Raw genomic sequence first — 11,989 nt, forward strand, 5'->3', positions numbered from 1 at the left:
GAATATGTTCAAGGTTACCGTTATGTTGAGCCTCTGCCTTTTGGCACTCGGCGCGTGTACACCCTTCCAACCGCCACCTGGGGACTACACCCAATGGAAAAAGAAGGGCGTCTCCCAGCAAGGCGTCGACGACGCAATGCGTGCTTGCGGGTATACCAACCTGGATGGTGTGGGCGATAAATCGCCGATCGATGTGGTACTGACGCGCTTCTACTGCATGAAGGATGCAGGTTTTACCCGCAAGGATAATCTGGACCTGTGCAAGGAAGGCCGCATCGGCGAATCACCGGTGTGCGAAGGCCGCCGCTAATCCATCACCCAAAGGACACACGCAATGAACACGTTACGCAATGGACTGTACGGCGCCGCACTGGTGCTGGCGGCAACCACCCTGGGCGGTTGCGCCTCGTCGGCGGCCATCACCGGCGAGCCCGGGGTGAACATGGGTGACAGTTATCAGAAGGTCCTCGCGGTGGTCAGCCGCAACAACACCGTGACCAAACAGGTGGATGGCCAGGGCTTCCGGGCCGAAGGGTATTCGCCGATGTTCAAGGACTGCCGCGCCAAGTACTTCCTGTTCCAGGGCGCCGATGGCTTGCAGCGCGTGAGCTATGAGCCGGCGCCGAACTTGTCGGTCAACCAGAACTGCCGCCAGCCCTGACGCCTGTCCGTTAAGGATGAACACTAAACCTGTGGCGAGGGAGCTTGCTCCCGCTGGAGTGCGAAGCGCTCCCATGCTTTTTGGGTCTGCTGCGCAGCCCAGCGGGAGCAAGCTCCCTCGCCACAGGTTCAGCGTTTTCATGGAGTACTTATGCAGATGAGACTGTTGCCTGTTATCCCCGCCGTGCTGCTGTTGGCGCTCGGCGGTTGCGGCCAGGTGGCGAATATCCGTTCGCTGTCCACCGGCTACGTGCCGCCGCAAAGCGGTGAAACCGCCCGCGTGCGCCTGGTCACCGATGGCCTGGTGCGTGCCGTGCCGGGGCGTGATTGCCTGGACTGGAGCGTGCCCGGCGCGGGGGTGATGGCGTCGGCCAAAGCCGGCTTCCCGGACCACAACGGCGCCAGCCTCGGTATGCCCGGGCCGATCTACTCGTGGGCGGGCGCGGTCACGTCGGAGCTGGTGGTGCCGGCCAACAAGCCCATCGCGTTCCATTACCTGGGGCGGTTGCAATATTCCCGCCAGTGCGCCAAGACCATGACTTTTGTGCCCAAGCCCGGGCGCGATTACATGGTGCAGGCGTCGATGTCGGCGGATTGTTCGTTCCTGCTCGACGAGTTGCCGGTGGACGGCAAGCAATGGCAGCGCATCGAACCGACGCCGGTGAGCAAAGTCCCGATGTGCAATGCGATGGATAATTTCTGACCGGCGCAATTAATTTGCGTCACCATGGCTTTTTTTCCGCCAGCAAAGGTCCACATCCTTCATGCACCTTTGCAACCAGGAGTAAGCCCGCTATGACCAGCCCCAAGGCACTGTTGATCCTCCACGGCAAGCAAGCCCTCAACGAGGACGTGCGCGCGGCCGTGCAGGCCCGGCGTGAGCAGGGCTGGGAGCTGGCGGTACGGGTCACGTGGGAGGGCGGCGACGCCGAACGCCTGGTCCATGAGGCGTTGGACGCGGGCTACACCCACCTGATCGCGGGCGGCGGCGACGGCACCTTGCGCGATGTTGCCGAAGCCATGGCCCACGCCAAGACCGACGCCAGCCTGGTGCTGATGCCCCTGGGCACCGCCAATGACTTCGCCCGCGCTGCTGGCGTGCCGCTGGAGCCGGCCCAGGCGCTGGCGCTGCTGGATGTGCCGCCCAGGGCCATCGACCTCGGCCAGGCCGGCGGGCAGATCTTCCTCAACATGGCCACCGGCGGCTTCGGCAGCCAGGTCACGGCCAACACCTCCGAAGACTTGAAGAAGGTCCTCGGTGGCGCGGCTTACTTGTTCACCGGCCTGACCCGCTTCAGTGAATTGAAGGCGGCTTACGGTGAGCTGGAAGGGCCGGGATTCCACTGGAAAGGCGACCTGCTCGCGCTGGGCATCGGCAACGGGCGCCAGGCGGGCGGCGGGCATGTGCTGTGCCCGGGCGCGGTGGTCGATGATGGTTTGCTCGACATCAGCATCCTGCCGGCGCCGCAAGAAGTGGTCGGCACCTTGCTGACGCTGATGAGCGACGGTGGGCTGGACAATATCTTTGTGCGCGCGCGCTTGCCGTGGGTCGAGATCAAGGTCGCCGACGGGCTGTACATCAATCTGGATGGCGAGCCACTGAAAGGTGATGACCTGCGTTTTGTCGCCTTGCCCAAGGCTCTGCGCGTGCACCTGCCGGTGGGTTCGCCGCTAGTCGTCGAGGCTGATGATCTGCTCGCGCACCGCGAATAACACCAGGCCCGCCACGTCGAAAATCTGCAGGCGCTTCATGATCTGCGAGCGGTGGGCTTCAACGGTCTTGATGCTCAAGCCGAGGCCGTGGGCGATTTCCCGGGTGGACTTGCCGCGCACGATCAAGCGCAGGATCTCCAGCTGGCGCGCCGTGAGGTTGTGGCTGTGGACCACCGGGGACACTGGGCTCTGATTACGCACCAGCGCCTGGTTGATCACCGTGTGGGCAATCGCCGGGCTCAGGTAGCGTTCGTTGTTGCGCAGCGCCAACAGGGCGTGTTCCAGCTCGCTGGCGCTGGTGTCCTTGAGCAGGTAGCCGTGGGCGCCGCACTCCAGGGCGCGCATGATCAGTTCCGGGTCGGTGTGCATCGACAGGATCAGCACCTTGCTCTTGGGGTGCGCGCTTTTGAGTTGCTGCAAGGCGTCGAGGCCACCGGTGTGTTTCATCGACAGGTCGAGCAGCACGATATCCGGTTGCAAGGCGTTGAACTGCGCGAGCAACTGCGCGCCGTCGCTGGCTTCGCCAACCACCGCGTAGCCGGGAATATCGAGGATCAGCGCGCGCACGCCGGCCCTGATCAGCGCGTGATCATCCACCAGCAATAAATTACAGGTCACTCAAGCACCTTAGGCGCGCTGGCCCGTTCGAGGGCGCGCGGCGCCCAGGGGAATAGCGCGTCGATCCGCGTGCCTTTGCCCGGATGGCTGACAACGGACAGGGAACCGCCCAGTTGATCGATGCGCTCGGACATGCCGGCCATGCCCCGTTGGCCTTCGCGGCCCGGGTCGAGGGCGGGTGAAAAGCCTTGGCCATCGTCGTAGATCGTCAGCGACAGCCCTTCGGGTAGGCGTTGCAGGCGCACCACCAGGTTGCGGGCCTGGGCGTGGCGTTGCATGTTGGTCACCGCTTCCTGGGTGATGCGGAATGCGGCCACGGCCATTTCCTCGGGGATGCCGGTCAGCCGTTGCTGGCATTCCAGGCTCCAGTGCGTGGGGCTGTTTTCCAGGGTCTTGAGCAGGTGCGCGCGCAGGCTCGCTTCCAGGCCCAGGCTGGTCAGCTGGCGCGGGTTAAGGATGGCGGAGACATCGCGCACCTTGGCCAGGGTTTCACTCAGGGTGTTGCCCAGCACCGAGCATTGGCCTTGCAGCTCCTGGGGCAGGCGGCGCTGCAACCATTCGCTTTGCAACTTGGCGGCGGTGAGCAATTGGCCGATATCGTCGTGCAGTTCCCGACTCAGGCGGTGGCGTTCGTTTTCCTGGACTTGCAGCAGGCGGTCAGCCAGTTCCTGGGGTTGGAACTTGATGGATTTGCGTGAAACCCATTGTTGCAGCGCAACGACGGCCAAGGTGCCCAGGTTGAGGAGCAGCAGCACCAGTGGCACCGGCGCGCTATAGATGTAAGCCCACAGGCTGACCAGCAGCGAACACAGGCACAGCGCGAGAATGATTCGGCGTGCATGGCTGCGGGAGATGGATGTGACGAGGAGTGACCTGAGGCTGGCGTACATAGCGGATGCTTTTCACGTTGTATGCATCATGAAGTTGAGTCACTTCGAGGGCGGCATGGTAACACTTTGATTACCGCTGGTCGCCAGACGTCAATCACACAGTTTCCCTGTTCGGGGAACTTATAACGGCGCGTACTTTATCTGCATATAACTGACGCGCGCGCGCAAGTTGCTCTTGTCGTTTATGGACAAGTAGCGGATTAAAAGCGACCACCACACACGCGGCATTCATGACGCTCGATGCAGGCGCTGCTCGGGTTTATAGCTGAAGTTCTTTTGTGGGATCTGCAAAGTCACCGTGGCGATCAAGGTGGTTTGCTCACTTTCATCCAGGCCCAGTTCGCCGGTGCGCGTGTCGATCAGTTCCAGCTGCCAGGCCAGCAACGTCAGGCACGCGTGCAGGGCATCCAGGGCCTGGTCATGCAATTGCAGCGGGTCGACCGCATTGGCGATCAGGTACTGGATGTGCCGGGAAAATTCGCTGATCGCCTGCAGGGCCAGGTTGTCGGCCTTTTCGGCGAGCCGGGTGAGGCTGACGGTCATGCATTCAATGGCATCGCTGTCATTGCGAATCAGGTGCAGGTGGCTCAGGCACTCTTCCGACTTCGCCAACAGGGTTTCAGCTTCCAGCAGGAATTCGGGAAGTGCGGTTTGCCATTCGTTTGCGCTATTCATCATGCAAGTCTCCACAACGTCAGGTCGGGTGATGAGATGCCGCGTCGGGTGAATGGCGTAAAACTACCGCTGAAATATGACGGAGATCTGTAGTTCGCGTCTGAACTTTTAGTAGGAAGTTTATTGTAATGATCGCGATAGCCGTGCGTGATCCACAGCGTGTGGGCGCACATATGAAGCGCTGGAAGACCCGTGGGTCGTGGGCTGGGCATCGCAAACAAAAGCCTGACTCCATTCATGCAATGAGAATGGCGTCACATTAATGGCTATTAGATTTTGCGAATATCAGGTTGGGCCTGATTGTTACTAGGGGAATCCCTTAGACAGCGGAACCTTGCGTCGCTTTGAATGTCGCGCAACGTCGCTGTAGTGCCATATGGAGAGGCAGGGCAGTAAAGCATGATGTCAGTGTGACATCAATGGATTTACGTGGCATTTTACCGGGGTCAAGATCTGGCGCTCGCCGCCGATAATAGACCTTAATGAGCTGCACAATCCTTTCGCGCATCAGGAGCTTTTAATGGCCGGCATTCTCGACACGGTAGATCAACGTACGCAACTGGTCGGTGAGAATCGCCTGGAGATCCTCATGTTCCGCCTGGCCGGGCGGCAGCTGTTCGCGATCAACGTGTTCAAGGTGCAGGAAGTCCTGCAACTGCCCAAGCTGACCCTGATGCCCCAGCGCCATCCCTTTGTCTGCGGCGTGGTCAACCTGCGCGGCCAGACGCTGCCGGTGATCGACCTGTCCCAGGCCATCGGCATGCGCCCGCTGGTGCCGGGGCCGAACAGCACGATTATCGTCACCGAGTACAACCGTTCGGTGCAGGCGTTTCTGGTGGGCGGCGTGGACCGCATCGTCAACATGAACTGGGAAGCGATCCTGCCACCGCCGACCAGCGCCGGGCGCCAGCATTACCTCACGGCCATCAGCAAGGTCGATGACCAGTTGGTGGAAATCATCGACGTGGAAAAAGTCCTCGCCGAAATCGTGCCGTACAACGCCAAAGTCTCCCGGGAAAAACTCGAAGACCCGGTGCTGGAGCGCGCCCGTGGCCGCGAAGTGCTGCTGGTGGACGACTCCAACGTGGCCTTGTCGCAACTGCGCGGCACCCTTGGCCAGTTGGGGCTGAAGATGCACATCGCCAGCGACGGCCTCAAGGCGCTGAACATGCTCAAGGCCTGGGCCGACAGCGGCGTGGTGATGACCGACAAGCTGCTGATGGTCTTCACCGATGCCGAAATGCCCGAGATGGACGGCTACCGCCTGACCACCGAGATCCGCAACGACCCGCGCCTGCGTGGCTTGTATGTGGTGCTGCACACCTCGCTGTCGGGCAGCTTCAACGACTCGATGGTGAAGAAGGTCGGTTGCGACAACTTCCTCTCCAAGTTCCAGCCGGACAAACTGGTGGACGTGGTGCGCGAACGCCTGATGCTGGACGAAGTGCCCGCTTGAGCAATTAGTCAAAAAGCCACAAGGACAAGAAGCACCCTGTGGCGAGGGAGCTTGCTCCCGCTGGAGTGCGCAGCGCTCCCAGGATTTTGGGGCCGCTTCGCGCCCCAGCGGGAGCAAGCTCCCTCGCCACAGGTACAGCGTTCGCCGCTCACTCTATGGTGCCAAGGGGCTTTGATTCGGATAGGGTAGCGTCTTTACCCCCAAGGATTGCAGGCCCATGCTCCGTCTCAGCGCGTTGTACCGTTACCCCTTGAAGTCCGGCAAGGCCGAGGTCTTGCAGCAGATCGGCCTGGATAAGCTCGGGTTGGACGGCGATCGACGCTGGATGCTGGTGGACGAGGCCAGTGGGCGTTTCCTCACCCAGCGCGCCGTGGCGAAGATGAGCCAGCTCTCGGCTTTGTGGAACAGCGCCGGTGGCCTGACCCTCAGCTCAGCCGGCTACCCCACCCTGGACGTGGCGCTGCCCGGCAGCGAAGCCGAGTTGCGCGGCGTGACCATCTGGCGCGACACCTTGCGCGTGCCGGATGCCGGCGATGCCGCCGCCGCCTGGGTCAGCGACTTTATCGGCAAGCCCACACGGCTGGTGCAAATCCCCCTGGAGCGTGCGCGCACCACCGAAGCGGGTTACGGCAAGGACGATGACCAGGTCGCGTTCGCCGACGGTTATCCGTTGCTGGTGATCGGCCAGGCCTCCCTGGACGACTTGTCGCAACGCGTCGGCCGGCCCATGGAAATGCTGCGCTTTCGCCCGAATCTAGTGATCGAAGGCAGTGAGGCGTTTGCCGAAGATGGCTGGAAACGCCTGCGCATCGGCGATGTGGAGTTTCGCGCGGTCAAGCCGTGCTCGCGTTGCATCCTCACCACCATCGACCCGCAGACCGGCGAGCGCAGCGCCGACCGCGAACCCTTCGTGACGCTGGAGGCGTATCGCAAGACCGAAGGCGGGGCGATTTTTGGCCAGAACCTGGTCAACGATGGCGTCGGCCAGTTGGCGGTAGGGATGCCAGTGACGATCCTGGAATGAAAAAAGCCCGTCTCCTGCGAGACGGGCTTTTTTTTACCGGGTCAAACTCAGCCGCGGTATTCGCACAGGTAAGCGGTGTCGACGGCGACTTTCAGCTGGAACTTGCTGTTGGCCGGAACGTGGAACTGGCTACCGGCGGCAAAGGTTTCCCATTCGGCGGCTTCTGGCAGCTTGACGGTCAGCGCGCCCGACACCACGTGCATGATTTCACGCTGGGCGGTGCCGAATTCGTATTCACCCGGGGCCATCACGCCGATGGTCGCCGGACCTTCTGCGGTGCCGAAAGCGATCGACTTGACGGTGCCGTCGAAGTACTCGTTGACTTTAAACATGGGTGAATCCTCGGAAAAGGGTCTGGAAAGGTCGGCCAGTATGCCCAAGGGCAGGGGAGCTGCCTAGACCGGCAAAATCAGCGGCAACAGGCGTGCGGTGTTGCGCGCATCCTCCAGCGCCCGATGTTGCTGGCCGCTGAACTGCATCCCCGCCAATTGCAGCGCGCCATTGAGCCCCAGCGGCTTGTCCAGGCGGCGCGCCTTGGCGAAGCGTTGCTTGAGGTTCACATGGGGTGTTTGCGCCAGCGCGCTGGCCAGGCCATGGCGCTGCCACTCCAGTTCCAGCTGCTTGCGGTCGTAGTCGCCCCAACTGGCCCAGCCCTCCAGGCGCGCGTGGTGCTGGCCCAGCCAACGCTCGAACAGCGGCCACACCTCGGTGATCGGCGCGGCAGCGTCGATATTCGCCTGGGTGATGTGGGTCAGTTGCCGGCAAAAGGGCGTCAGCAAGGGCCGGCGCAACGGCCGGACAAAGCGCTGGAAGTGATCCAGCTCGCGGCCCTGGCGGTTCACCAGGCTCGCGCCGATCTCGATGACTTCCATCTCCGTCACGGGCCAGCCGCCGTCGTCCGTCGTGGCTTCAAGGTCAATAATCAGCCAATGAGGCATCGTGCAGGTTCCCGTCTCTTCCCTTCTTGATGGGGATAGAGCGTAGCCCGGCCGCGTAGTTCCGCCTAGGCGTTATTCGATCTCCAGCAAAACCTGGCGATTGCGCACCTGATCGCCGGCAATCACCTGCACGCCTTTGATCACTCCGTCGATGCCGGCGGTCAGCGAATGCTCCATTTTCATCGCTTCAAGTACCAGCAGCAGTTGGCCTTTGCGCACGTGCTCACCTGTGCTCACGCGCACAGCAACGATGGCCCCGTCCATCGGCGCCTTGACCGTGCTGCTTTGCACGTCGGCCTGACGGCTGGCGGCCTGATGAGTGCGGTTGGTTACGTGCAAGCCCGGCAGCCACAGTTGGTCGCCGTCGAGGTGGTAGGCGACGCGACGCCGAATGCCGTTGAGCACCACGGTGGCGTAGTGGCCGTCGGTGGTGAGTGCCAGCGGGGCGAGAGGCACGTTGTGGATTTCGTCGTTGACCTCCAGGCGGTAAGTGCCCGCGACGTTGGCGTTGTTGCGCCAGCCGGCCAGGCTTTGGGGATGGTGGTCGGCGCTGTGTTGATAGAACAGTGCGGCGGCCAGGCTGAGCTGCTCGACGGACACCGGCTGGCGCTGGATGTGGTCGAAGTGTTCGGCGATAAACCCGGTGCTGAAGTCACCGCGGATAAAATCCTCGTGCTTGAGCAAGTCCGCCAGGAATCGTTGGTTGGTGGTCACGCCCAGCAACAGCGTGTCTTCCACCGCACGCAGCAGTTTGCGCCGTGCTTCCTCACGGGTGGCGCCGTGGGCGATGAGCTTGCCGAGCATCGGGTCATAGAACGGGCTGATGCGCTGGCCTGCGCACACGCCATGGTCAATGCGCACGCCCGCCGCCGGTTGCCAGCGCAGCACATCACCGGTTTGCGGCAGGAAGCCCTGGGCCGGGTCTTCGGCGTACAGGCGCACTTCCATGGCATGGCCGCTCAGGGTCACGTCCGCTTGCGTCAGCGGCAGGGGCTGGCCGGCGGCGATCTGCAATTGCCAGTCCACCAGGTCAAGGCCGGTGATCAGCTCGGTGACCGGGTGTTCCACTTGCAGGCGGGTGTTCATTTCCAGGAAGTAGAACTGGCCGTTGCGGTCGAGCAGAAATTCCACGGTGCCCGCGCCGACGTACTGCACTGCGCGCCCGGCTTTCAAGGCGGCTTCGCCCATGGCGTGGCGCAGCTCGGGCGTCATCACCGGGCAGGGCGCTTCTTCGATGATTTTTTGGTGACGGCGCTGGATTGAACAGTCGCGCTCGCCGAGGTAGATCAGTTGGCCTTGGCTGTCGCCGAACAGCTGGATTTCGACGTGGCGCGGGTCGATCAGCGCTTGCTCGAGGATCAGTTCGTCGCTGCCAAACGCGTTTTTCGCTTCGGAGCGCGCCGTGTGCAGGTTCTCTAGCAAGGCGTCGGCCGTGTGCACCAGGCGCATGCCCCGTCCGCCGCCGCCAGCGCTGGCCTTGATCATCAGCGGGTAGCCGATGCGTTCGGCTTCGTGTTGCAGGGTGGCGTCGTCCTGGGCGCCGCCTTGGTAGCCGGCGATGCATGGCACGCCGGCGTCGAGCATGGCGAGCTTGGACAGGCGCTTGCTGCCCATCAGCTCGATGGCCGCGACGCTGGGGCCGATGAAGGTCAGGCCGGCGGCCAAGCAGGCGCGGGCGAAGTCGGGGTTTTCCGAGAGGAAGCCGTAGCCGGGGTGGATCGCGTCGGCGCCGGTTATGCGCGCCGCTTCGAGAATCGCCGCGCTATTCAGATAAGACTGTTGCACGGGCGCGGGGCCGATGGGCACGGCTTCGTCGGCCATCTGCACATGCAGGGCCTGGGCGTCGGCGTCGCTGTACACGGCCACGGTGCGGTAGCCCAGGGCCTGGGCGGTGCGCTGGATGCGGCAGGCGATTTCGCCGCGGTTGGCGATGAGGATTTTGCTGAATGCGGGCATGGGGTTATTCCTCAGGTGATGGGGTGTTTGTTCGGGCCTCATCGCAGGCAAGCCAGCTCCCACACTTGACTGTATTCACAAATAGAAATCTGTGAACCCAATCCAATGTGGGAGCTGGCTTGCCTGCGATGACGTCATTTGCACCACCCCGGCTTACGCTTCTGCACAAACGCCTGCGTCCCCTCAATCCCTTCTTCACCGCGCACCGCCTCGGCAAACCACTGCGCACCGCGATCCAACACGTCCCCAAGCGGCTCATCCACACTGGCCAGCAACAACGCCTTGGTCCGCCCATTCGCCCCCGGCGCACACCGCAGGACCTGCCCCAGCACCTCATCCAACCGCTCGGCCAACGCCTGCGGATCACGCTCGGTAAAGTGCACCACGCCCAACCGCTGCGCCTCCACGCCATCAAACCGCGCCGCCGTCAGCGCCAGTCGGCGGGCCTGGGTCAGCCCGATGCGCTTGACCACAAACGGCGCAATCTGCGCCGGCAACAAGCCCAGGCCTGTTTCCGGCAAGCCGAACTGCGCCTGGTGATCGGCAATCGCAATATCACTCACGCAGGCCAAGCCAAACCCGCCGCCGAGCACTGCGCCTTGCAGCAGCACGATCACCACCTGGGGCACCGCTTCGACGGCTTGCAGCAAGGTGCCGAACGCGCGGTTCAGCGCCTGCAATTGGTCGCCGGCGTTGACCAGGTCCTTCACATCCGCCCCGGCGCAGAAGTGCCCGCCGGCGCCGCTGATGACCACGGCGCGCGTGCGGCCATCCAACTGCGCCAATACCTCGTGCAGTTCGTTGACCATTTCCAGGCTCATCGCATTGCGGCATCCGGGCCGGTTGAGGGTGATGTGCAGCACGCCGTTGTGCGGTTCCAGCAGCAAGGTGTTCATGGCTTTTTCCCCGGCAGAGTGCCCATCAGTTTGCAGATGATGCCCAGCATGATTTCGTCGGCACCGCCGCCAATCGACACCAGCCGCACATCGCGGTAGGCGCGCGCCACCGGGTTGTCCCACATAAAGCCCATGCCGCCCCAGTATTGCAGGCAACTGTCGCTGACTTCACGGCCCAGGCGCCCGGCCTTGAGCTTGGCCATGGAGGCCAGGCGGGTCACGTCCTGGCCCTTGATGTACTGCTCGGTGGCCTGGTACACCAGCGCGCGCAGGCATTCGATTTCGGTGGACAGTTCAGCCAGGCGGAAGTGGATGACCTGGTTGTCGATCAGCGCCTTGCCGAAGGTCTGGCGTTCCTTGCAGTACGCGATGGTGCTGTCGATGCAGTACTCCAGGCCCTTGATCATATTGGCCGCGCCAAACAGGCGTTCTTCCTGGAATTGCAGCATCTGCATCATGAAGCCCGCGCCTTCGTGGCCGATGCGGTTGCGTTGCGGCACGCGCACGTCGTCGAAAAACACCTGGGCGGTCTCGGAGCTGTGCATGCCGAGTTTTTCCAGGGGCGGGCTGACGCTGATGCCGGGTGTGTTCATCGGCACCATGATCAGCGACTTATTGATATGGGGCTTGTCGTCGGAGGTGTTGGCCAGCAGGCAGATAAAGTCGGCGCTGGGGGAGTTGGTGATCCACATCTTGCTGCCGTTGATCACGTAATCGCCGCCGTCCTTACGCGCATGGGTCTTGAGCCCGGCCACATCGGAACCGGCGCCGACTTCCGAGACGCCAATGCAGCCGACCTGCTCGCCGCTGATGGCCGGGCGCAGGAATTCGTCGCGCAGTTCATCGCTGCCGAAGCGGGCGAGGGCGGGGGTGCACATATCGGTCTGCACGCCGATGGCCATGGGGATGCCGCCGCAGCGGATGCTGCCGAACTCTTCGGCGACGACGATGGAGTAGCTGTAGTCCAGGCCCATGCCGCCGAATTGTTCCGGCTTGGAGATGCCCAGCAGGCCGAGGTCGCCGGCCTTGCGGAAGATCTCGTGGATGGGGAAGCGCCCGGCTTTTTCCCATTCGTCCACGTAGGGGTTGATCTCGCGATCGACGAAGGCGCGCACGGTGCGGCGCAGTTCCTGGTGTTCTTGGGTAAAGAGCATTTTTATTGT

Annotated in this window: 14 protein-coding genes; 6 read left to right on the top strand and 8 right to left on the bottom strand. The window is 62.8% G+C overall.

The genetic code is table 11. From position 1 onward, the window contains the following. Positions 1–4 precede the first annotated feature (4 nt). The 4 genes from ACU688_RS03475 (at position 5) to yegS (ending at position 2,373) form a co-directional block, all read left to right on the top strand. Positions 5–310: a hypothetical protein gene (locus ACU688_RS03475; RefSeq protein ID WP_448183646.1), complete on the top strand. Its 306-nt coding sequence runs from the start codon at positions 5–7 to the stop codon at positions 308–310. Between the two features lie 24 nt (positions 311–334). Beyond that, positions 335–661 carry a hypothetical protein gene (locus tag ACU688_RS03480; protein WP_448183647.1) on the top strand — a complete coding sequence of 109 codons (327 nt, stop codon included), beginning with the start codon at positions 335–337 and terminating at the stop codon, positions 659–661. 156 nt (positions 662–817) lie between these two features. Further along, on the top strand, positions 818–1,363 hold the full coding sequence (locus tag ACU688_RS03485) for a hypothetical protein (RefSeq protein WP_448184026.1): 546 nt from the start codon (positions 818–820) through the stop codon (positions 1,361–1,363). A 92-nt stretch (positions 1,364–1,455) separates the two neighbouring features. Next, on the top strand, positions 1,456–2,373 hold the full coding sequence (gene yegS / locus ACU688_RS03490; protein ID WP_448183648.1) for a lipid kinase YegS: 918 nt from the start codon (positions 1,456–1,458) through the stop codon (positions 2,371–2,373). On the opposite strand, the gene ACU688_RS03495 is transcribed toward yegS, so the two are convergent. From ACU688_RS03495 to ACU688_RS03505, 3 genes are all read right to left on the bottom strand, one after another. Continuing rightward, the gene (locus ACU688_RS03495) at positions 2,332–2,991 is read right to left on the bottom strand and encodes a response regulator (protein ID WP_448183649.1); all 660 of its coding nucleotides are present in this window, start codon (positions 2,989–2,991) and stop codon (positions 2,332–2,334) included. The two genes, yegS and ACU688_RS03495, sit on opposite strands and share 42 nt — an antisense overlap. Next, positions 2,988–3,881 carry a sensor histidine kinase gene (locus tag ACU688_RS03500; protein WP_448183650.1) on the bottom strand — a complete coding sequence of 298 codons (894 nt, stop codon included), beginning with the start codon at positions 3,879–3,881 and terminating at the stop codon, positions 2,988–2,990. Before ACU688_RS03500 ends, ACU688_RS03495 begins: the two co-directional genes overlap by 4 nt. Before the next feature lie 228 nt (positions 3,882–4,109). Further along, entirely contained in the window at positions 4,110–4,559 is a 450-nt protein-coding gene (locus ACU688_RS03505) for a hypothetical protein (RefSeq protein WP_448183651.1), read from the bottom strand. A 517-nt stretch (positions 4,560–5,076) separates the two neighbouring features. Between ACU688_RS03505 and ACU688_RS03510 the strand changes: the two genes are divergently transcribed. Continuing rightward, entirely contained in the window at positions 5,077–6,012 is a 936-nt protein-coding gene (locus ACU688_RS03510; RefSeq protein WP_017735246.1) for a chemotaxis protein CheV, read from the top strand. Positions 6,013–6,229: 217 nt separating this feature from the next. Further along, entirely contained in the window at positions 6,230–7,036 is an 807-nt protein-coding gene (locus ACU688_RS03515; protein ID WP_448183652.1) for an MOSC domain-containing protein, read from the top strand. 47 nt (positions 7,037–7,083) lie between these two features. Here the strand turns inward: ACU688_RS03515 and ppnP are convergent, their stop codons facing one another. The 5 genes from ppnP to atuD form a co-directional block, all read right to left on the bottom strand. Further along, positions 7,084–7,368, bottom strand: coding sequence for a pyrimidine/purine nucleoside phosphorylase (ppnP, locus tag ACU688_RS03520; protein ID WP_448183653.1), 285 nt, complete (start codon positions 7,366–7,368; stop codon positions 7,084–7,086). Positions 7,369–7,431: 63 nt separating this feature from the next. Then, the gene (locus ACU688_RS03525) at positions 7,432–7,974 is read right to left on the bottom strand and encodes a 3'-5' exonuclease (protein ID WP_448183654.1); all 543 of its coding nucleotides are present in this window, start codon (positions 7,972–7,974) and stop codon (positions 7,432–7,434) included. 72 nt (positions 7,975–8,046) lie between these two features. Continuing rightward, the gene (locus ACU688_RS03530; protein WP_448183655.1) at positions 8,047–9,930 is read right to left on the bottom strand and encodes an acetyl/propionyl/methylcrotonyl-CoA carboxylase subunit alpha; all 1,884 of its coding nucleotides are present in this window, start codon (positions 9,928–9,930) and stop codon (positions 8,047–8,049) included. A 134-nt stretch (positions 9,931–10,064) separates the two neighbouring features. Further along, positions 10,065–10,826 (bottom strand): enoyl-CoA hydratase/isomerase family protein, encoded by a 762-nt coding sequence (locus ACU688_RS03535; RefSeq protein WP_448183656.1) that lies wholly within the window; start codon positions 10,824–10,826, stop codon positions 10,065–10,067. After that, positions 10,823–11,980, bottom strand: a complete 1,158-nt coding sequence (gene atuD / locus ACU688_RS03540; protein WP_448183657.1) for a citronellyl-CoA dehydrogenase — start codon at positions 11,978–11,980, stop codon at positions 10,823–10,825. Before atuD ends, ACU688_RS03535 begins: the two co-directional genes overlap by 4 nt. Between the last annotated feature and the right edge of the window lie 9 nt (positions 11,981–11,989).

Source organism: Pseudomonas acericola (SeqCode), from assembly GCF_053456465.1.

What these genes read in the sequence shown, in the direction of transcription:
- ACU688_RS03475 (WP_448183646.1), top strand. Translation starts at nt 5, where the DNA reads ATGTTCAAGGTTACCGTTATGTTGAGCCTCTGCCTTTTGGCACTCGGC.
- ACU688_RS03480 (WP_448183647.1), top strand. Translation starts at nt 335, where the DNA reads ATGAACACGTTACGCAATGGACTGTACGGCGCCGCACTGGTGCTGGCG.
- ACU688_RS03485 (WP_448184026.1), top strand. Translation starts at nt 818, where the DNA reads ATGAGACTGTTGCCTGTTATCCCCGCCGTGCTGCTGTTGGCGCTCGGC.
- yegS (WP_448183648.1), top strand. Translation starts at nt 1,456, where the DNA reads ATGACCAGCCCCAAGGCACTGTTGATCCTCCACGGCAAGCAAGCCCTC.
- ACU688_RS03500 (WP_448183650.1), bottom strand. Translation starts at nt 3,881, where the DNA reads ATGTACGCCAGCCTCAGGTCACTCCTCGTCACATCCATCTCCCGCAGC.
- ACU688_RS03505 (WP_448183651.1), bottom strand. Translation starts at nt 4,559, where the DNA reads ATGATGAATAGCGCAAACGAATGGCAAACCGCACTTCCCGAATTCCTG.
- ACU688_RS03510 (WP_017735246.1), top strand. Translation starts at nt 5,077, where the DNA reads ATGGCCGGCATTCTCGACACGGTAGATCAACGTACGCAACTGGTCGGT.
- ACU688_RS03515 (WP_448183652.1), top strand. Translation starts at nt 6,230, where the DNA reads ATGCTCCGTCTCAGCGCGTTGTACCGTTACCCCTTGAAGTCCGGCAAG.
- ppnP (WP_448183653.1), bottom strand. Translation starts at nt 7,368, where the DNA reads ATGTTTAAAGTCAACGAGTACTTCGACGGCACCGTCAAGTCGATCGCT.
- ACU688_RS03525 (WP_448183654.1), bottom strand. Translation starts at nt 7,974, where the DNA reads ATGCCTCATTGGCTGATTATTGACCTTGAAGCCACGACGGACGACGGC.
- ACU688_RS03530 (WP_448183655.1), bottom strand. Translation starts at nt 9,930, where the DNA reads ATGCCCGCATTCAGCAAAATCCTCATCGCCAACCGCGGCGAAATCGCC.
- ACU688_RS03535 (WP_448183656.1), bottom strand. Translation starts at nt 10,826, where the DNA reads ATGAACACCTTGCTGCTGGAACCGCACAACGGCGTGCTGCACATCACC.
- atuD (WP_448183657.1), bottom strand. Translation starts at nt 11,980, where the DNA reads ATGCTCTTTACCCAAGAACACCAGGAACTGCGCCGCACCGTGCGCGCC.